This is a genomic window from Streptomyces sp. SudanB52_2052 (genome assembly GCF_964272415.1).
GTDB lineage: Bacteria > Actinomycetota > Actinomycetes > Streptomycetales > Streptomycetaceae > Streptomyces > Streptomyces olindensis.
In genome coordinates, this window is sequence record NZ_OZ186796.1 from 1,777,055 (window position 1) to 1,796,663 (window position 19,609).

At 72.3% G+C, this 19,609-nt stretch carries 14 protein-coding genes; 6 read left to right on the plus strand and 8 right to left on the minus strand.

Annotated features, from left to right (window positions below):
• Positions 1–16: 16 nt before the first annotated feature.
• The 4 genes from ACSUPV_RS07905 to ACSUPV_RS07920 all read left to right on the plus strand — a co-directional run bounded on the left by ACSUPV_RS07905 (position 17) and on the right by ACSUPV_RS07920 (position 3,816).
• Positions 17–907 carry a 2-hydroxy-3-oxopropionate reductase gene (locus ACSUPV_RS07905; protein ID WP_436947199.1) on the plus strand — a complete coding sequence of 297 codons (891 nt, stop codon included), beginning with the start codon at positions 17–19 and terminating at the stop codon, positions 905–907.
• A 198-nt stretch (positions 908–1,105) separates the two neighbouring features.
• Entirely contained in the window at positions 1,106–2,470 is a 1,365-nt protein-coding gene (locus ACSUPV_RS07910; protein WP_436947200.1) for a catalase, read from the plus strand.
• A 341-nt stretch (positions 2,471–2,811) separates the two neighbouring features.
• Positions 2,812–3,048 (plus strand): hypothetical protein, encoded by a 237-nt coding sequence (locus ACSUPV_RS07915; RefSeq protein WP_031120236.1) that lies wholly within the window; start codon positions 2,812–2,814, stop codon positions 3,046–3,048.
• 156 nt (positions 3,049–3,204) lie between these two features.
• Entirely contained in the window at positions 3,205–3,816 is a 612-nt protein-coding gene (locus ACSUPV_RS07920; protein WP_382615017.1) for a TIGR04222 domain-containing membrane protein, read from the plus strand.
• A gap of 93 nt (positions 3,817–3,909) precedes the next feature.
• Here ACSUPV_RS07920 and gcl read toward each other — a convergent pair whose 3' ends face one another.
• On the minus strand, positions 3,910–5,694 hold the full coding sequence (gene gcl, locus ACSUPV_RS07925; RefSeq protein ID WP_031120234.1) for a glyoxylate carboligase: 1,785 nt from the start codon (positions 5,692–5,694) through the stop codon (positions 3,910–3,912).
• A gap of 184 nt (positions 5,695–5,878) precedes the next feature.
• Here gcl and ACSUPV_RS07930 point away from each other — a divergent pair, with 184 nt between their 5' ends.
• Complete coding sequence (locus tag ACSUPV_RS07930) at positions 5,879–6,556, plus strand: hypothetical protein (protein WP_037767173.1); 678 nt, start codon at positions 5,879–5,881, stop codon at positions 6,554–6,556.
• A 61-nt stretch (positions 6,557–6,617) separates the two neighbouring features.
• On the opposite strand, the gene ACSUPV_RS07935 is transcribed toward ACSUPV_RS07930, so the two are convergent.
• The 7 genes from ACSUPV_RS07935 to ACSUPV_RS07965 all read right to left on the minus strand — a co-directional run bounded on the left by ACSUPV_RS07935 (position 6,618) and on the right by ACSUPV_RS07965 (position 18,498).
• Positions 6,618–7,706, minus strand: coding sequence for a lytic polysaccharide monooxygenase auxiliary activity family 9 protein (locus ACSUPV_RS07935; protein WP_436947201.1), 1,089 nt, complete (start codon positions 7,704–7,706; stop codon positions 6,618–6,620).
• Between the two features lie 56 nt (positions 7,707–7,762).
• Positions 7,763–9,979, minus strand: coding sequence for a glycoside hydrolase family 6 protein (locus ACSUPV_RS07940; RefSeq protein WP_037767170.1), 2,217 nt, complete (start codon positions 9,977–9,979; stop codon positions 7,763–7,765).
• A 101-nt stretch (positions 9,980–10,080) separates the two neighbouring features.
• Entirely contained in the window at positions 10,081–12,315 is a 2,235-nt protein-coding gene (locus tag ACSUPV_RS07945; protein ID WP_436947202.1) for a glycoside hydrolase family 3 N-terminal domain-containing protein, read from the minus strand.
• 434 nt (positions 12,316–12,749) lie between these two features.
• A complete protein-coding gene (locus ACSUPV_RS07950) occupies positions 12,750–13,880 on the minus strand; it encodes a GH12 family glycosyl hydrolase domain-containing protein (protein ID WP_031120227.1) in 1,131 nt (376 codons plus the stop codon).
• A 264-nt stretch (positions 13,881–14,144) separates the two neighbouring features.
• On the minus strand, positions 14,145–15,170 hold the full coding sequence (locus ACSUPV_RS07955) for a LacI family DNA-binding transcriptional regulator (RefSeq protein WP_037767168.1): 1,026 nt from the start codon (positions 15,168–15,170) through the stop codon (positions 14,145–14,147).
• A gap of 68 nt (positions 15,171–15,238) precedes the next feature.
• Positions 15,239–16,822: an AMP-binding protein gene (locus tag ACSUPV_RS07960; protein ID WP_436947203.1), complete on the minus strand. Its 1,584-nt coding sequence runs from the start codon at positions 16,820–16,822 to the stop codon at positions 15,239–15,241.
• The gene (locus tag ACSUPV_RS07965) at positions 16,819–18,498 is read right to left on the minus strand and encodes an AMP-binding protein (RefSeq protein WP_359795168.1); all 1,680 of its coding nucleotides are present in this window, start codon (positions 18,496–18,498) and stop codon (positions 16,819–16,821) included. Before ACSUPV_RS07965 ends, ACSUPV_RS07960 begins: the two co-directional genes overlap by 4 nt.
• Before the next feature lie 125 nt (positions 18,499–18,623).
• Here ACSUPV_RS07965 and ACSUPV_RS07970 point away from each other — a divergent pair, with 125 nt between their 5' ends.
• Positions 18,624–19,442, plus strand: a complete 819-nt coding sequence (locus tag ACSUPV_RS07970; protein ID WP_037767162.1) for a helix-turn-helix transcriptional regulator — start codon at positions 18,624–18,626, stop codon at positions 19,440–19,442.
• The last annotated feature ends 167 nt before the right edge of the window (positions 19,443–19,609 follow it).

Genomic DNA, 19,609 nt, shown 5'->3' on the forward strand with positions numbered 1-19,609 from the left:
GAAAGGCACCCCCGTCATGAGCAACCTCCCCAAGATCGCCTGGATCGGCCTCGGCATCATGGGCTCCCCCATGTCCGAGAACCTGATCAAGGCGGGCTACCAGGTCACCGGCTACACGCTGGAGCAGGACAAGCTGGACCGCCTGGCCGCCGCCGGCGGCACGGCCGCCGGTTCGATCGCCGAGGCCGTCCGGGACGCCGACGTCGTCATCACGATGGTGCCGGCCTCCCCGCAGGTCGAGGCCATCGCCTACGGCCCCGACGGCATCCTGGAGAACGCGCGGTCCGGCGCCCTGCTGATCGACATGTCCTCGATCACCCCGCAGACGTCGGTCGACCTCGCCAAGGCCGCGGCGGACAAGGGCATCCGCGTACTGGACGCCCCCGTCTCCGGCGGTGAGGCCGGAGCGATCGAGGCCGTGCTGTCCATCATGGTCGGCGGCGAGCAGGCCGACTTCGACGAGGCCGAGCCGATCTTCGAGGCGCTCGGCAGAACCATCGTGCTGTGCGGCCCGCACGGCTCCGGCCAGACCGTGAAGGCCGCCAACCAGCTGATCGTCGCCGTGAACATCCAGGCGTGCGCCGAGGCCGTGGTCTTCCTGGAGAAGTCCGGCGTGGACCTGAAGGCGGCCCTGGACGTCCTCAACGGCGGGCTCGCGGGCTCCACCGTGCTGACGCGGAAGAAGGACAACTTCCTGAACCGCGACTTCAAGCCGGGCTTCCGCATCGACCTGCACCACAAGGACATGGGCATCGTCACGGACGCCGCCCGCACCGTCGGCGCGGCCCTGCCCGTCGGCGCCGTGGTCGCCCAGCTGGTCGCGTCCCTGCGCGCCCAGGGTGACGGCGGCCTGGACCACTCGGCGCTGCTGCGGGCCGTGGAGCGGCTGTCCGGCGCCCAGGTCTGACTCTCGTAGATCCCGAGGGTCCCCCCTACCCCGGGCGGCGTCGCCGCTGACACCTGTCCTGTCGCGCCCAGAGGGGCGGCGCCGCCCGGCTCAGCCATGCCCACTACTTCAACAAAGTGTTGACGCTCCGATCGCCCCGACCTTAGGCTCCGCAAAGCGGAAACACTTTTCCACTGCCCTCTCGTACGGAAGGTCACGATGTCGCAGCGCGTGCTCACCACCGAGTCCGGCGCCCCCGTCGCCGACAACCAGAACTCCGCCACCGCCGGCGTCGGCGGCCCGCTCCTGCTCCAGGACCAGCACCTGCTGGAGAAGCTCGCGCGCTTCAACCGCGAGCGCATCCCGGTGGGGGCACCTCCCACGCCCTTAAGGCAGTGGGGGAGTGTGGTGCACGCCCGCGGCTCGGGCGCGTACGGCCACTTCGAAGTCACCGACGACGTCACGGACTTCACGCACGCCGACTTCCTGAGCTCGGTCGGCAGGCGCACCGAGGTGTTCGTCCGCTTCTCCACCGTGGCCGACTCGCTGGGCGGCGCGGACGCGGTCCGCGACCCGCGCGGTTTCGCGATGAAGTTCTACACCGAGGAGGGCAACTACGACCTCGTCGGGAACAACACCCCGGTCTTCTTCATCAAGGACCCCATCAAGTTCCCGGACTTCATCCACTCGCAGAAGCGGGACCCTCCCCCACTGCCCGAAAGGCGTGGGCAGGTGCCCCCATCGGGCCGTCAGGAGCCCGACAACGTCTGGGACTTCTGGGCCCACTCCCCCGAGGCCACGCACCAGGTGACCTGGCTGATGGGCGACCGCGGCATCCCGGCCTCGTACCGGCACATGAACGGCTACGGCCCGCACACCTACCAGTGGACGATCAGCGCGGGCGAGGCCTTCTTCGTCAAGTACCACTTCAAGACGAACCAGGGCATCCGCTGCCTGAGCAGCGAGCAGGCCGCCGAGCTCGCGGGCAAGGACCCGAACTCGCACCAGACGGACCTGCTCCAGGCCCCGGACAACGTCTTCGCCGAGGTCGAGCAGGCCGCCTTCTCCCCGAACAACTTCGTGCCGGGCATCGGCCCCTCGCCCGACAAGATGCTCCAGGGCCGTCTGTTCGCCTACGCGGACGCCCACCGCTACCGCCTGGGCGTCAACCACACGCAGCTGGCCGTCAACGCGCCCCGGGCCACGACCGCCGAGAACTACGGCCGGGGCGGCTTCATGGCGTCCAACCCGCAGGGCCGGTACGCGAAGAACTACGAGCCGAACTCCTACCACGGCCCGGTCGAGACCGGCCGCCCGCTGTCGGCCCCGCTCGCGGTGCACGGCCACACGGGCACCCACGCGGCGCCCCCGCACACCAAGGACGACGACTTCTTCCAGGCGGGCGAGCTGTACCGGCTGATGTCCGCCGAGGAGAAGTCCCGCCTGGTCGCGAACATCGCCGGCGGCCTGTCCCAGGTCTCCCGCGACGACGTGATCGAAAAGAACCTCGCGCACTTCCACGCCGCCGACCCCGAGTACGGGCGCCGCGTGGAGAAGGCGGTCCGCGCGCTGCGCGAGGACTGAACTCCCTGACCGCGTCCGACCGCCCGGGGCGACCCGGATGAGGGGTGGTCGCCCCGGGCACGGACGCGGGCAGGGCGCGGACCGCGGTGGGGGTCCCCCCTGTTCGAGCGAAGTCGAGAACTCGGGGGCGTGTGAGCCAGTGCGGTGGTGAAGGTGCCGGGACCGGCTTCTCGACCCGAGGGAAGTCCGCTCCGGGCTCCGTCACACCCGCCGCGGTCCCAGTACCTGCCTCCCAGACCCCGTCCGGCGGCGCGAATGTCCTGTCGCGCCCAGCCTCGCGCCGCCGGACGGCCAGCCCGTTCCAGGGTGCGGAACCGCCCGCGCGGCAGCAGCCTGAAGGCATGGCACATCCAACCGAGCACCCGCACGTCGTGGTCCACGCTCCCGCCCTGGACGGATCGCGGCGGGTCACGCTGGGCGACGAGCCCCTGGGCATCGCCACGCACGTCGACGACGTGGCGGAGATCCTGCGGCTGGCCGACCTCTACGTGACGGACGTCGAGGAGAACGACCTCGTCGAGTGGCAGGGCGGCGGCCCGGACGACTGGCCGGGGCTCTCGGAGCACCACGGCACCTGAGCGCGTACGGCACGGGTCGTACTCCCCGTACGGCACCCTCAAATCAACCTCTGAACCCGGCCCCGGGGGCTTCAACAGCCCCCGGGGCCGGGCACATTCTCGACACACGGGGCCCGCCGGCACGGGGGCGGCGGGCCCCGGCACGGGGGTGAAGCCATGGGCGACGGTACGGCGGTCCGGCTGGAGCCGCACGAGATCGCACTGCTGGGGGACGGCCCGCGGGCCGCCGTCACCGTCGCCGTGGTGGACCTGCATCTGCGGGGCCTGCTGGAGGCCGACCTGCCCGGGACGATGCGCAGGGGTATCGGGGACGCCGTGCCCGGGGAGCGGCCGCCGTCTCCCCTGGCGACGGCGGTGCACACGTGCCTGCGTGAGCCCGCCGGGCTGAAGACCCTGGTGAAGGACCCCGACATCCGGCTGGCGGTCGCGCTGATGCGCATCCCGCTCGCGGACGCCGGGCTGCTGCGCTACCCGCTGCTCGGCCCGACCCGCGCAGCCCGCCGGCACGTCCGGGAGCTGCGGCACGCCCACCCCCTGCCGGAGGGCAGGCGCGGCCTGAGCCACCACGACCGGCTGCTGGCCGTCGCCCTGCACGGCGAGTCCGCGCTACGGCTCCTGGTGCCCCGCTTCGCCCTGCGGGCGGGCCTGGTCCGCCGGGCCGAGGTGGGCGGCACGCCCCTCCTCAAGCACTCGCCCCGCGGCACGGGCGGCGGCTACGGGGGCCATGCCTACTGCGGCGGGGGCGGCGGGGGAGGCGGCGGGGAGTGATCCTCGCGACCGCCCATGCGTAGCGATCTCGCGACCGCGCATGCGTGAGGGGCGGCCCGTCCTCACGGACGGACCGCCTCTCTCCGGCGTCTCTCAGACCTTCAGCGTCCTGATCGAGGTCGGGGCGTGCCCCGGCTCGGTGGCGATCTCCTCGAACTCCACGACGTTGCCGATGTCGTTGGTCGTCGACATGGAGATGTTGGTGACGCGCTCCAGGATCGCCTCGACGACGACCGGGACCCGGTACTCCGCGGCGAGCTTCTTGGCGTGCTCGAACGCGGCGCCCAGCTCGGCCGGGTCGGTCACCCGGAGCGCCTTGCAGCCGAGGCCCTCGGCGACCTTGACGTGGTCGACGCCGTAGACGCCGAGCTCGGGCGCGTTGATGTTCTCGAACTCCAGCTTGACCTGGAAGTCGATGTCGAAGGCCCGCTGCGCCTGGCGGATCAGGCCCAGGTAGGCGTTGTTCACGAGGACGTGGACGTACGGGATCCGGTGCTGCGCGCCGACGGCCAGCTCCTCGATCATGAACTGGAAGTCGTAGTCGCCGGAGAGCGCGACGACGGAGGCCTCCGGGTCGGCCTTGGCGACGCCGAGCGCGGCCGGGACGGTCCAGCCGAGCGGGCCGGCCTGGCCGCAGTTGATCCAGTGCCGGGGCCGGTAGACGTGCAGCATCTGGGCGCCGGCGATCTGCGAGAGGCCGATCGTGGAGACGTACCGGGTCTCCGGGCCGAAGGCCTTGTTCATCTCCTCGTAGACGCGCTGCGGCTTGATGGGGATGTCGTCGAAGTGCGTACGGCGCTGGAGGGTGGCCTTCTTCTCCTGCGCGGCGGCGGCCCAGGCGGAGCGGTCGGGCAGCCGGCCGGCCGCCTTCAGCTCGCGCGCCACCTCGACGAACAGCTCCAGGGCGGCCTTGGCGTCGGAGGCGATGCCGTAGTCGGGGGCGAAGATCCGGCCGATCTGGGTGGGCTCGATGTCGACGTGGACGAAGGTCCGCCCGGCCGTGTAGACGTCCAGTTTGCCGGTGTGGCGGTTGGCCCAGCGGTTGCCGATGCCGAGGACGAAGTCGGACTCCAGGAAGGTCGCGTTGCCGTAGCGGTGCGAGGTCTGCAGGCCGACCATGCCGGCGTTCAGCTCGTGGTCGTCGGGGAGGACGCCCCAGCCCATCAGGGTGGGGACGACGGGCGTGCCGGTCAGCTCGGCGAACTCGACGAGCAGCGCGGAGGCGTCGGCGTTGATGATGCCGCCGCCGGCGACGATCAGCGGCCGTTCGGAGGCGTTCAGCATCCCGATCGCCTTCTCGATCTGGGCGCGGGTCGCGGCGGGCTTGTAGACCGGGAGCGGCTCGTACGTCTCCGGGTCGAACTCGATCTCCGTGAGCTGGACGTCGATCGGCAGGTCGATGAGGACCGGGCCGGGGCGGCCGGAGCGCATCAGGTGGAACGCCTGCTGGAAGACGCCCGGGACCTGCGCGGCCTCCAGCACGGTCACGGCCATCTTGGTGACCGGCTTGGCGATGGCGGCGATGTCGACGGCCTGGAAGTCCTCCTTGTGGATCACGGCGGTCGGGGCCTGGCCCGTGATGCACAGGATCGGGATGGAGTCGCCGGTCGCGGAGTACAGCCCCGTGATCATGTCGGTGCCGGCCGGGCCGGAGGTGCCGATGCAGACGCCGATGTTGCCCGGGTGGGTGCGGGTGTAGCCCTCGGCCATGTGCGAGGCGCCCTCGACGTGCCGGGCGAGGGTGTGGGCGATGCCGCCGGAGGCCTTGAGCGCCGCGTAGAAGGGGTTGATCGCCGCGCCCGGGACACCGAATGCGTCGGTGACGCCCTCGCGCTTGAGGATCTCGACTGCCGCGCGGGCAGCGGTCATACGAGCCATGGGACTACTCCTGGTTCGGCTGTCGGATACGCACTCCCGTCGCGCCCCGCCGTGAGCACCTTCCGCAATGCGGAAACTTAATTCTGCTATCTGGAAGCAATGTAGGGGGGTGCGGGAAAGCCGTCAAGAGATGCCCGGAGCCGGCGGGCCGAGCAACGGACAGGCGAGGGCCCGCGGGTGGACGATGGGGGGCATGTCCGAGAGCGTGTCGGTGCGCTGTCCGGCCTGTGGGCGCGCCCATCAGTTCGCCGTGCCGTCCTATCCGTGCGCCTGCGGAGCGCCCGTCGCGCCGCCGCTCGATCCGCGCGCGCTGCCGGCCGCCGTCACCCACCGGTCCTGGGACGAGGAGTGGGTGACCCTGCACTGCGGCGCCTGCGACCGTCCGTCCTCGTGGCCGCACCCGGAGCTGGGCTGCCCCTGCGGGACGGTGCTGCGACTCCCGGTGGCGGGCACGCGCGGCGCCCCGCCGGACATCCCGCCGCCGCCCGCGCGCCCCGCCTTCCGGCCGGTGCCCCTGCGCACCGCGCGCGACGCGGTCACCGCCGTCGTCCTCTATCTGCGCTGGCTCGGCCACGGGGAGGTGCGGCGCGCCGACCAGCGCCCGCCCTCCGGCATCGGGCTCGCCGCCCCCGGCGTGCTGGCCCAGGTGGATCCGACCGTGCGCCCGGCGGACGCGCGGGACGTGGAGTGCCTGTGGCTGACCGCGATGACGGAGTCGGCGGCCTGCGTCTACTTCTCCCTCGCCGGGTACGGCGAGGAGGCCCGCGCCCGCGCCGACGCCCTGGGCGTGCCGCTGTTCGTGCTCGACCCGACGGGCACCCCGCGGCCGGTGAACGAGCCGGCCGAGGCGTTCGCCGCCTGACCCGCCGGCACGGCGAGGCGCCGGCCCCCGGGTGCGGGAGCCGGCGCCGCCGTGCGCGGTATTACGGGTTGACGCAGGTGATCGAGCCGACCGGCAGGTTGTTCCCGGTCGACGTGGCGGTGAAGCCGAACGTCACCGTGCCGTCCGGCGGGATCGTGCGGTTGTGGTCCACGTGCCTGACCGTCACCATGCCGTCGGTGCCCGTGCTCAGGCTGCCGTTCCAGACCTGGCTGATCCGGGTTCCGGCACCCGGCTGCCAGCGCACGGCCCAGCCGTCACGCGCGGTGGTGTTGTGGTTCATCACCTCGACGGACCCCTGGAAGCCGCCGCTCCAGGAGTTCGTCACCTTGTAGAGCGCCATGCACCCGGTGTGCGGGTCGGTGGGCGTGGGGGTGGGGGTCGGCGTGGGCGTCGGGTTCGGGGTGCCGCCCGAGCCGCGGATGCCGGTCACCTCGCCGTTGCCGCCGTCGAAGACGATGTCGGAGCAGGAGAAGAAGTTCTCCTGGCTGTCCGAACGCACCCACTGGATGAACATCATCGCGTCACCCGAGCGGCCCGAGGGCAGCTTCAGGTCCCAGTAGTAGTGACCGGACTCGCTGCCCACCGAGCCGGACTGCGGCGGGTTGGTGACGGTCTGGATCAGCTCCAGGTCGCCCCAGCCCAGCGGCTTGGTGGGCGAGTAGCCGGGCTTGGAGACGTACACCCGGAAGTCGCCCGGGTGGTGCGCCCAGTTGCTGTGCTTGATCCGGATCGTCGCCCCGGAGGTCAGGTGCGTCCGGGGCCAGTCCGCGCGGGCGGCGTTGTAGCCGGTGAAGTTGTACGGGGAGCGGTCGCCGGCGCTGCACAGCTTGCCGTCCGGGACGTAACCCGGGCCGCGTCCGCCGGCGTTGGAGTCGAGCACGGCGAACCAGTTGTACAGCGCGTTCGCGCCGCTCTCGGCGAGCGCGGCCTTGCACGCGGGGTTCGTGGGGTCGAGCGCGCCCGTGTTCGTCTTGGCGTCCAGGTAGCAGAGGTAGGTCCGCGATCCCGGCATCATCGTCACGCCGTGCGCCTGCGCGCTGTTCTGGCCGATCAGGGCCAGACCGAGCCCGCCGAGCAGGGTGACCAGGACCGCGAGTAAGGACAGGGGGCGTCTGGTGCTTCGGGCCATTCGTCTCTCCTGTGGGGGTGGTGGGGTTGGGTGTCTCCCCGGAGATTCCGGGCGGATCAGGCCGGCGGGGTGCCCCATGCCAGGGCGCCGCCGCGGTAGGCGGGGATCCTCGGGGCCTCCGCGTAGGACGTGGCGGCCGTACGGCTGTAGTCGCCGGTCTCGTCGAAGGCGGACCAGTCCGACTTGGCCAGGCGCAGCTGGAGTTCGCCGGTGTCCTGGCCGGCGGCCAGGGTGCCGCTCCTGAACGCGACCTCCAGGTAGGCGTCGGCGCCCGCGACCGGGGTGGTCAGCGGCACCACCCGCAGGGTGACGTTGCCGCAGCCGACCGCCGCGTGGTCGCAGAACGCGTTCACGGTCGACGAACCGCCGTCCCGGCTGAAGTAGTAGCGGGCGGTGACCTCGGTCAGGTCCACGGAGGTACTGCCGGTGTTGGCGATCCGCAGGCCGGGGCGGATGGCGTTGTCGGTGGCCGAGGTGTCGTTGTTCCGGTAGGTGACCTTCAGGCCGCCGGCCGGGTCGGGTCCGCCGCCACCCGCCTCCGTGGTGACGCTCAGCGCGGCGGAGGCGGCGGAGACGTTCCCGGCGGCGTCACGGGCGCGGACCGTGTAGCCGTACGCCGTCGAGGCGCTCAGCCCGGTGTCGGTGAACGTGGTCCCGGTGACCGGCGCCGCGCCGACCTTCGTGCCGTCGCGGTACACGTCGTAGCCGGTGACGCCCACGTCGTCGGTGGCCGCCGTCCACGCCAGGGAGACGCTGGTCGCGGTCTTCGCGGTGGCCCTCAGGCCGGTCGGCACGGTCGGGGCCGTGGTGTCCGCCGGGCCGGGATCGCCCGCCTGCACCGCCGGGTACGCGTTGCGCACCAGCATCGAGAACTGCTCGTGGAACCAGTGCCCGGCGAGCGGGGCGTCCGGCATCGCGCCGGTCGGGTTGCCGCCCGCGTTGGGCGCCGTGTAGGTGGGGTTGCACATCGGGTCCGGGCGCTTGCCCTCGTCGTTCGGGATGTCCTTGCTCGCGCCGTCCGACTCCCCCGGCGGCTTGACCCACAGGAAGGCGTCGAGGTGCGAGTCCGGGTGCCCGGCGGGTGAGGCCTGCGGCGGCTGCCCGAGGCCCGCGCCGTTGACGTTGCACCACAGGCCGCGGTGGGTCCGCCGGTCCACCTTGGACTGACTGATGTAGGTGTCGAGGACGGTGCTCGTGGACTCGGCGGTCGGGCGGGCGCTGCCGCCCCAGCCGTTGCGGGAGGTGTCGACGACCATGCCGGTGGAGGCGGGCCAGCCCTGGGCGACGAGCGCGGCGTGCACGGCCCGGGTGAAGTCCGACTCGTCGAAGTTGGGATTCCACTCGTAGTACTTGCCCGACTTGATCATGTTGCCGCCGACCGTCCTGTTCGGGTCGGTGAGGAACGGCTCGGTCAACGGCGTGTAGTTGGCGACGTTGGTGACCAGGCCGTCGACGCTGCCGAGGCCGGCCGTGGTGCCCTTGACGACGTCCGTGTACAGCCGGGTCGTCTGGGCGAGGTTGTTGTCCCAGCCGAGCCAGCCGGAGTGGGCGAAGTCCAGGTAGGTGTAGACGTTCGGGACGGCGTGCAGCTTGTTCAGGGCGTAGCGGATGGCGTCGACCTGGATGCCGCTGCTCTTGGCCTGGGCGCACTCGGGGTCGGAGAGGTTGGTGACCAGGTTGGGCAGGCCGTCCGGCTCGATCACGGTGGTGATGCGGATGTCCTGGTACTTGGGGTCGGCGAAGACCTCGGCGATCTCGTCGATGTACTCGCTCTTGTAACGCGCCAGTCCGGCGGCGGTGAGGGGGAGTTCGCCGTTGGAGGCCAGGGCGGAGCAGTCGCGGCCCGGCAGGTCGTACACCACGAAGGTCGCCACGATCGGGCGGCCGGGCTGCTTCTGCGCGAGCGCCAGGTCCAGGTGGTCGGCGAGGCTCTTGCGGCCCGCGTTGACCTCGCCGCCGTGGATGGCGGCGATGCGGTCCAGCCAGACGGCCGTCGGATAGCTCTTGACCTTCTCCATCCTGGCCTTGAGGGACGCGTCGGTGGTGCGGGCGACGGAGCCGTCGACCAGGCGGGCGTAGTCCGGGTTGACGTAGAACGAGGCGCCGGCGAACGGGTTGTCGACATGGGCCTCCGCGGCGGACGCCTCGGGGGCGGACAGCTGGGCCGCCGCTCCCAGCAGCACGGTGGTCAGTGCGGTGGCCAGCGCCGCCGCGCGCCTGCGGTGCGGTCGGCGCGGTCGGGCGTCCGCGACGCGTCTGGTCCGGTGTGTCATGCGCTCTCCTCGGTACGGGGGTGCGGGTGAGGGTGGTGGGGTCGTCCGCGGGATGAACCGGTGGGGAGAACCAGGGGCCGGATCGGAGGGATCCGGGTGGGCTAGGCGGGGGTGCAGCGCGGGGCGGGGGTGCCCGGACCGCCGTTCGCGGTGTAGCCGAACGTGGTGGTGGCGCCGGCGGCGAGGGTGCCGTTCGTGGAGGTGTTGCGGACCGTGATCCGGCCGTTCGCCACGGAGTGGGTGCCGTTCCACAGGCTCGTGACGGCGGCGCCGCCCAGGTCCCAGTCGATCGTCCAGCCGGTGAGCGGGCCGGTACCGGTGTTCTTGACGGTGACCTCGGCCTGGTGGCCGCCGGGCCAGGAGGTGACCGTCCTGTGGGTGGCGGTGCAGGCCTTCGCGGGGCTCGGCTCGGGGTCCGGATCCGGGCCGGGGTCCGTGCCGTAGGTCAGGCCGTGACCGTAGGGGAAGAGCGGGCTCTTGCCGTCGCCGTCGTTGACGGGCTGCTGGGAGGCGCCGCGCATCCAGGTCATGGGCAGCTTGCCGGTCGGCGCGTGGTCGCCGAAGAGCACGTCCGCGACGCCGCCGCCCTCGGTGCCGGGCAGCCAGGCAGCCAGCAGGGCCTTCCAGTCGGGCAGCCGGTCGGCGATGTCCAGCGGGCGGCCGGAGACCAGCACCACCACGACCGGCACGCCGCTCGCCTCGAGTCGGGCCAGGGTCTGGAGATCCTCCTGGTCGAGACCCATGTCCCCCGGCCGGTCGCCGCGCATCTCGGCGTACGGGGTCTCGCCGACGACGGCCACGGCCGCCGTGTAACCGCCGTCGATGCCGTTGCCGTAGCGGTCGTAGGTGACTCTGGACGGGTCGGCGACGGCGGCGCGGATGCCCTGGAGGACGGTGGTGCCCTCGGTGACGGGTCCGCTGCGGCCCTGCCAGCCGACGGTCCAGCCGCCGCTCTGGTTGCCGATGTCGTCGGCGGACTTCCCGGCGACGAACAGCCGCCCCGTCTTCGGCAGCGGCAGCACGCCGCCCTCGTTCTTCAGCAGCACCTGCGAGGCGCGCACCGCCTGCCGGGCGAGGGTGCGGTGGGCCGCCGAGCCGACCGTGGAGGTGTAGGAACGGTCGGTCAACGGCCGCTCGAACAACCCGAGTCGGAACTTCTTCGTCAGGATGCGCCGGTTGGCGTCGTCGACGCGGGCCAGGGGGATCCGGCCCGCGCCCACCTCGCCGCGCAGCAGGCTCAGGAACTTCCTGTAGTCGTGCGGGACCATCACCATGTCGACGCCCGCGTTGACGGCGGTGGCGATCTCGGCGCCGGTGAAGCCGGTCTGCCCGTCGAGCTGGTCGACCGCCGCCCAGTCGGACACGACGAACCCGGTGAAGCCCAGCTCCCCCTTGAGGACGTCGGTGACGAGGTACTTGTGGGCGTGCGACCGTACGCCGTTCCAGCTGCTGTAGGAGAGCATCACCGAGCCCACGCCGCGCTCGAGGGCCTCCCTGAACGGCGGCAGGTGGATCGCGCGCAACTCCGCCTCGGAGAGCCGGGTGTCGCCCTGGTCGACGCCGCCGGTGGTGCCGCCGTCGCCGAGGTAGTGCTTGGCGGTGGCGAGCACGGACGCCGGGTCGCCGCCGAGGGCGTCGCCCTGCAGGCCGGTGATGAACGAGGTCATGGAGGTGGGCAGTTCGGGCGTCTCACCGAAGGACTCGTACGTACGCCCCCAACGGTCGTTGCGGGCCACGCACAGGCAGGGCGCGAAGGACCAGTCGATGCCGGTACCGGCGACCTCCTCGGCGACCGCGCGCCCGATACGCCGCACCAGGACGGGGTCCCGGGTGGCGCCCAGGCCGATGTTGTGCGGGAAGAGCGTGGCGCCGCGCACCGCGTTGTGGCCGTGCACCGCGTCGATGCCGTAGATCATCGGGATGCCCAGCGGGGTGGACAGGGCCGTGCGCTGGAGGGAGTCGTAGGTGTCGGCCCAGGTCTGCGCGTTGTTGGGGCTGACCGTGGAGTCGCCGCCGGAGAGCACCGAGCCGATGCGGTAGGTGGCGAGGTCGGAGCGCGGGACCAGGGCGTCCTTCTCGATCTGGGTCATCTGGCCGAGCTTGTCGTCGAGCGTCATCCGGCCCAGCAGGTCCTCGACGCGCTGGGGCACCGGCAGGGCAGGGTCCTGGTACGGCAGCGCGGCGGCGGCCCGCGCGACCTCCCGCTCGGGCGGGGCGGCGGCGGTGAGCCCGGTGACGGCGAGCGCGGCGGCACACAGGGCGGCGAGGAGCGCGGGCCGGCGGGTACACCGCCGGCCGAAGCGGCGGGCGGGGACTTCCGGGAGCAGCGGGATCATGGCGGAGCCTTTCCGGATGCGGGCCGGAGGGGCGGAGGTGGTACGGGCCGCCGGTGGGGAGGCGGGTGCTGCGCAGGTCACCGGCGGCCGATGGCCGGTGGCCGGTGATACGGCCTCGGGGACGGTACGGGGTGCGGGGTGCGGAACTAAGCAGGGTGCTGGGTAAGCGAGTTGCGGTGGCCGGTGGTGCGGGACCGTGCAGGTGCGGTGCGGGACGTGCCGGTGGCCGTGTCGTGCAGGCCGTGCCCCCGGCGGCCCGTCGTGCAGCCCCCGAGGACGGCCGGTGGTGCAGCCCCCGGGCCGGCGCGCGGTGCGTGCGCGTCGCCCGGGACGCCGCGCACTGCCGTGCCCCGGGAGGGGACGGCGGGTGGAACGCTCCGGGGTCCGCCCTCTCGGCGCAGGGCGGAGCCCGGAGCGGGTCGGTGCGCCGCGGGTCAGGCGACGGAGCAGGGCGTGCCGTTCAGGGTGAAGCCGGCCGGCTCGGCGAAGGCACCGCTGTAGGTGCCCTGGAAGCCGAAGGTCTGGGTGCCGCCCGCCGCGATCCGCGCGTTGTGCGCGACGGGACTCGCGGTGACGGCGCCCGAGGTGCCGGACAGAGTCGCGTTCCAGGCGCTTGTGACCCGCTGCCCGGACGGCAGCGTGAAGCCGAGCCGCCACCCGTCGACCGCGGCGGATCCGGTGTTCTTCACGGTCACGTCGGCGGTGAAGCCGCCCTGCCAGACATTCGCCCCGTACGTCACCTGGCAGGCGGCCGCCGGGCCACCGGGGCCGCCCGGGTCGCCGCCGCCGGTGTTGACGGCGGAGGAGAAGGAGTTCACCGCGAGCCCGGCGCCGTTCTGCCACGGCTCGAAGCCGGCCTGGACGCTGGTCAGGTACCAGTCGCTCCGCGCCAGACCCCGGGCCACGGCCTGGTCGACGAAGTCCATGACGTCGAAGCTCCAACTGGAGATCGCCGACGGGGCGACGAAGGAGATCACGTCGTTGGACCCGTTGCTGCCGGTCCACACCTCCCAGCCGCGCCCGCCGACCGAGGCGGTGCCGACCTGGGAGCCGATCGGCTGGATCGGGCCGACCCGGTTGAACCAGATCATGATCTCCGTACGGTTGACGCCGTCGGTGCGCGGCGTCGGGTCCAGCCAGATGTCGTACGAGGCGTTGTAGACGGCGCCCGAGACGTAGCCGTACGAGATGCTGCTGGGCGCGCTGGAGATGGCACTGAGCCGCGCCGGCAGGTTGGTCCCCGGCGAACAGTTCGTGTAGTGGCAGCCGTTGAAGACCGAGGGGTACGACTTCGGCGCGCCGTTCGTGGGCACCGAACCGTCGGCCTGGGTGACCCGGAAGCCGGTGTCGGTCGCCGTGACGCACTGGGGGGAGCTGGAGCCCCAGCGGTTGTTCTGGACCACGTAGCGGCCCTGGATCACGGTCGATCCATAGGGCTCGCAGACGAGCGTGTCGGCCCGGGCGGGCGTGGTGGCGGCGAGGAGTGCCGCCACGGTGGCGAGCGCGGTGAGCAGCGCGCCGCACAGGACGCGGACGGTGCGGAGGCGGTGCGGTGACGATCGCATGCGGGGGCCTCTCTCCGTGGGAACCGGATTCGAACGGAGGGTGCTGCGGCTCGGGGTTCGGGAGCGCTCCCACCTCCCCATGGATGGGAGCGCTCCCACCTCACCGGTTTCGGTGGTGACTGTAGGAGCCTCCCATGTCCCTGACAACCCGTTAGGAGGGAATCCGTCGAATGTATTTCGAAGTCCCAGGTCAGCCTGAGCGCCTCGACCGGTCCTCGCAACGCGCGGGCGGTACCCAGCGGTTGGGAGCGCTCCCGGGCGGCTTCACGCCGACTCCCGCACCACCAGCTGCGTCCGCAGGATCACGTGCCGCCACGCCACTTCCGGCTGGTCCATCTCCTCCAGCAGCAGCCGCACCATCGTCCGGCCGATCTGCTCCAGCGGCTGGCGGACGGTGGTCAGCGGTGGGTCGGTGTGCCGGGCGAGTTCGAAGTCGTCGAAGCCGACCACCGCCACGTCGTCGGGTACCCGGCGCCCCGCCGCGCGCAGCACGGCGAGGGCCCCGGTGGCCATGGTGTCGGAGGCGGCGAGGACCGCGTCCACGTCCGGGTGACGATCGAGGAGTTCGGCCATCGCCCGGCGCCCGCTCGCCTCGGTGAAGTCGCCCTCGACGGTCCAGGAGGCGGGAGCGGGCAGCCCCGCCCGCTCCATGGCCTGCTGGTAGCCGCGCAGGCGGCACTGGGCGACATACATGTCGAGCGGCCCGGTGATCGCCGCGATCGCGCGCCGGCCGCCGCGCAGCAGGTGGGACACCGCCTCCCGGGCGCCGCCGACGTTGTCCGCGTCGACGTAGGTGATCTGCTCGTCGCCGGAGCGGCGGCCCAGCAGGACGGTGGGCAGGCCCGCGTCGGCGAGCATGTCCGGCAGCCGGTCCTCGGCGCGCACCGACATCAGCAGGACGCCGTCGACCCGGCCGCCGCGCGCGTACTCGACGAACCGCTGCCGCTCGGCGTCGGTGCGGACCAGCGTGAGCAGCAGTTGCACCGATGTCTCGGCGAGTGCGTCGCCGACGGCCGTGACCGTCTCCGAGAAGAACGGCTCGCCGAACAGCCGCCAGTCCCGTTCCGTGATGACCAGCGCCACGGCGTCGGCCCGCCGCCCGGCCAGCGAGCGCGCCGCCAGGTTGGGCACGTAGCCGAGTTCGGCGATGGCCCGCTGCACCGCACGGCGGGTGGACTCCCGGACGCCCGCCTCGTTGTTGATGACGCGGGAGACCGTGCCCCGTCCGACGCCGGCGAGCGCGGCCACCTGCTCCAGCGTGGGCGTCGTACCCGGACGCCGCTTGACCATGTGTCACCCCCAAGGGCGTCGATCTTACGGGTCGTGGCCCCCGTACGACCGAACGCCCCTGCGGTCGTTCAGACGGTGTAGCGCTCGCGCAGTTCCACCTTCCGCACCTTCCCGGACACCGTCATCGGGAACGAGTCGAGGATCTCGAGCCGGCTCGGGATCTTGTAGTGCGCCAACCGCCCGTCGCAGAAGGCGCGCAGTTCCTCGAGGGTGGGCGGGGCGCCCGGGTCGCGGGCGATGACGCAGGCCAGGACCTCCTCGCCGTAGTGCTCGTGCGGGACGCCCACGACCTGGACGTCCTGGATCCCGGGGTGGGCGTGGAGGAACTCCTCGATCTCGCGGGGGTAGATGTTCTCCCCGCCCCGGATGATCATGTCCTTGATGCGGCCGACGATCTCGACGTAGCCGTCCTCGCGCATCACGGCGAGGTCGCCGGTGTGCATCCAGCGGCCCGCGTCGATGGCCTCGGCCGTCTTCTCCGGCTCGTTCCAGTAGCCGAGCATCACGCTGTACCCGCGGGTGCACAACTCGCCCGGCATGTCCCGGGGTTGCGTCACCCCCGTCACCGGGTCGACGACCTTGACCTCGATGTGCGGCAGGACCCGTCCGACCGTGCCCGTGTGGTGCTCCAGGTCGTCGTCCCGGCGGGTCTGGAGGGAGACCGGGGACGTCTCGGTCATGCCGTAGCAGATGGAGACCTCCGCCATGTGCATCTCGGCGACGACCCGCTTCATCACCTCCACCGGGCAGGGCGAGCCCGCCATGATGCCCGTGCGCAGGGAGGACAGGTCGTAGGAAGCGAAGTCCGGCAGGTTCAGCTCCGCGATGAACATGGTCGGGACGCCGTAGAGCGAGGTGCAGCGCTCCTGCTGGACCGCGTCCAGGGTCGCCTTCGGGTCGAAGGACGGGGCCGGGACGACCACGCAGGCGCCGTGCGAGGTGGCGGCGAGGTTGCCCATGACCATGCCGAAGCAGTGGTAGAAGGGCACCGGGACGCAGATCCGGTCCTGTTCGGTGTAGGCGATCAACTCCCCCACGAAGTAGCCGTTGTTGAGGATGTTGTGGTGCGAGAGGGTCGCGCCCTTGGGGAAGCCCGTCGTGCCCGACGTGTACTGGATGTTGATGGGGTCGTCGCAGGAGAGTTCCTCGTACGTCGCGCCGGGCGTCGCCCGCCCGAGCAGCGTCTCCCAGCTCGGGTCGCCGAAGTACACGACCTCGCGCAGGCCGGGGCAGCGGCCCCGCACCTGCTCCACCATCGCCCGGTAGTCGCTCGTCTTGTGGCTCAGGGACGCGAACAGCAGGGACACGCCGGCCTGGTTGAGGACGTACTCGACCTCGTGGGTGCGGTACGCCGGGTTGATGTTCACCATGATCGCGCCGAGGCGGGCGGTGGCGTACTGGACGAGCACCCACTCGGGGCAGTTGACGGCCCAGATGCCCACCCGGTCGCCCTTGGCGACACCGGACGCCAGCAGGGCGGAGGCCAGTTCGTCCACCGCCGCGCCGAACTGCGCGTACGTCCAGCGCCGGCCGGACGGCACGTCCACCAGCGCCTCGCGGTCCGGCCAGGTGGCCACCGCCCGGTCCAGGTTGGCCCCGATGGTGTCGCCGAGCAGCGCCGTGCCGCCGGTTCCGTGGGTGTAGGAGTTCACCGGAAGTCCTCCTCGCGGTACTCGGCGTCCGAGCCGGCCGCCGTGGCCTCGCGCAGTTCGATCCGGCGGATCTTGCCGGAGACGGTCTTGGGCAGCTCGCCGAACTCCAGGCGGCGGACGCGCTTGTAGGGGGCGAGGGTCTCCCGCGAGTGCTCGAACAGCACCTTGGCCGTGTCGGGGCCGGGCTCCCAGCCGTCGGCCAGCACGACGTACGCCTTCGGGACGGCGAGCCGCAGTTCGTCCGGGGCGGGAACGACCGCCGCCTCGGCGACCGCCTCGTGCTCCAGCAGCGCGCTCTCCAGCTCGAAGGGGCTGATCTTGTAGTCGGAGGCCTTGAAGACGTCGTCGCTGCGCCCGATGTAGGTCAGGTATCCGTCCTCGTCCCGGGAGGCGACGTCCCCGGTGCGGTAGTAGCCGCCCGCCATCGCCTCCGCCGTCCGGTCCGCGTCGCCGTGGTAGCCGGTCATCAGGCCGACGGGGCGCTCCGACAGGTCGAGGGCGATCTCGCCCTCCGCGGCGCCCGGCGCGCCCGAGACGGGGTCGAGGAGTGCGACGCGGTAGCCGGGGCTCGGGCGGCCCATCGAGCCGGTCTTGAGGGGCTGGCCGGGGCTGTTGGCGACCTGCACGGCCGTCTCGGTCTGGCCGAAACCGTCCCGGATGGTGACGGCCCAGGCCCGGCGGACCTGCTCGATGACCTCCGGGTTGAGCGGCTCGCCGGCGGCGACGACCTCGCGGGGCGGGGTGCGCAGCTGGGTGAGGTCGGCCTGGATGAGCATGCGCCACACGGTCGGCGGGGCGCAGAAGGTGGTCACGCCCGCCCGGTCCATCTCGGCCATGAGACGGGCGGCGTCGAAACGCGTGTAGTTGTGCAGGAAGACCGTCGCCTCGGCGTTCCAGGGGGCGAAGAGGTTGGACCAGGCGTGCTTGGCCCAGCCCGGAGAGGAGATGTTCAGGTGCACGTCGCCCGGCTTCAGGCCGATCCAGTACATCGTCGACAGGTGGCCGATCGGGTACGAGGTGTGGGTGTGCTCGACGAGTTTGGGCCGGGCGGTGGTGCCCGAGGTGAAGTAGAGCATCAGCGGGTCGTCGGCCCGGGTCGGGCCGTCGGGCGTGAAGTCGGCGGAGGCGCCGTAGGCGTCGTCCAGCGGCAGCCAGCCGTCCGGCGCGTCCTCGGCGGCGCAGGCGGCGACGCGCGTGTACTCACCGGGGACCTCGGCGAACTTGCCGGTGTCGGCGGGGCGCGCGACGACGTGCCGGACCCGGCCGCGGTCGACGCGGTCGCGCAGGTCGGCGGGGCCGAGCAGCGGGGTGGCCGGGATGACCACCGCGCGCAACTTCATCGCCGCGAGCGCGATGATCCACAGTTCGGCCTGGTTGCCGAGCATGACGAGGATCCGGTCCTCGGCGCGCACGCCCCGGGCGCGCAGCCAGGAGGCGAACTGGGCCGACCGCACCGACAGCTCCCCGAAGGACAGCCGCGTCTCGCGGCCGTCCTCCTCGACGATGTGCAGGGCCGTGCGGGCGTTGCCGTCGGCGATCTCGTCGAACCAGTCGAGCGCCCAGTTGAAGTACTCGGGACGGGGCCAGCGGAAGCCCCCGTAGGCGGTGGCGTAGTCCTCGCGGTGTGCCAGCAGGAAGTCCCGCGCGCTGCGGAACAACTCCGTCGCCGATGTCATCTGTCCTCCTGGGTGCCGGACCATTGCCGGGCGGCTCCGAGCCATCGTGTAATCCGTGATGCAGGTCTCACTACCCCCGAACGGGGGGTGCGCCCGCGCGGCAGCCGTAGTGAAGGGGCGAACAGGTGACAGCAGACGCGTCCGACGCGGTCGAGATACGGAACGCGCTGCTGCGCCTGCGGCGCGCCACCGGCCTTCCGGTCGCCTTCGGCGGCCTGCTGGAGGCCGGGCAGCGGATGCGCATCAGCGAACTGGACGGCACGGCGACGCACGCGCTGCGGTCGCTGGTCGTGACGTCCGGGACCGGGCTGGGCGGCAAGACGGTGGCGCTCGCCCGGCCGTGCGTGGTGACGGACTACTCGGCGTCGCGGCAGATCAGCCATGAGTACGACGCCGCGGTGGCCGTGGAGGGGCTGCGCTCGGTGCTGGCCGTGCCGGTGGTCGTACGGCACCGGGTGCGCGGGGTGCTGTACGGGGCGCTGCGCACCGCCCGGCCTTTGGGCGGGCGCATGCTGGACGCGGCCGTGGAGGCGGCGCGGGACGTGGAGCGGGCGCTGGCCGTGCGTGACGAGGCCCGGGCGCTGGCCGCCGGGGCCGGGGCGGGCGCGGGCTGGGAGCAGGTGCGGGAGGCGCACGCGGCGCTGCGGGCGCTGGCGCCACGGATCGCGGACCCGGGGCTGCGGGCCGAGCTGCTCGCCGCGTGCGCGCTGCTCGCGGCCGAATCCGGCGGGTCGGAACCCTCGCCCCGGGTCCGGCTCGCGCCACGCGAGGTCGACGTGCTGGCGTGCGTCGCCGCGGGCGCCACGAACGCGGTCGCCGCGGAGCGGCTGGGGGTGACGCCCGAGACCGTCAAGGGGTATCTGCGCTCGGCCATGCGGAAGCTGCGGGCCGGGACCCGGGGCGAGGCCGTGGTGGCCGCGCGCCGGGCGGGATGGTTGCCGTAGGTTTGTGATGCTTTCTGATATGTCGGTCCGTTCGACGGGCCGAAGCGTTCCCGACCGGGCGCCGACGTCGTGTTCCGCCGCTTTCGACAGGCCGATGAATTCGCCCGTCGAGGCGCGCTGTTATTTCCCTCACCACAGCGTCCGTCCGAAATTCAATGAGCTGTTGC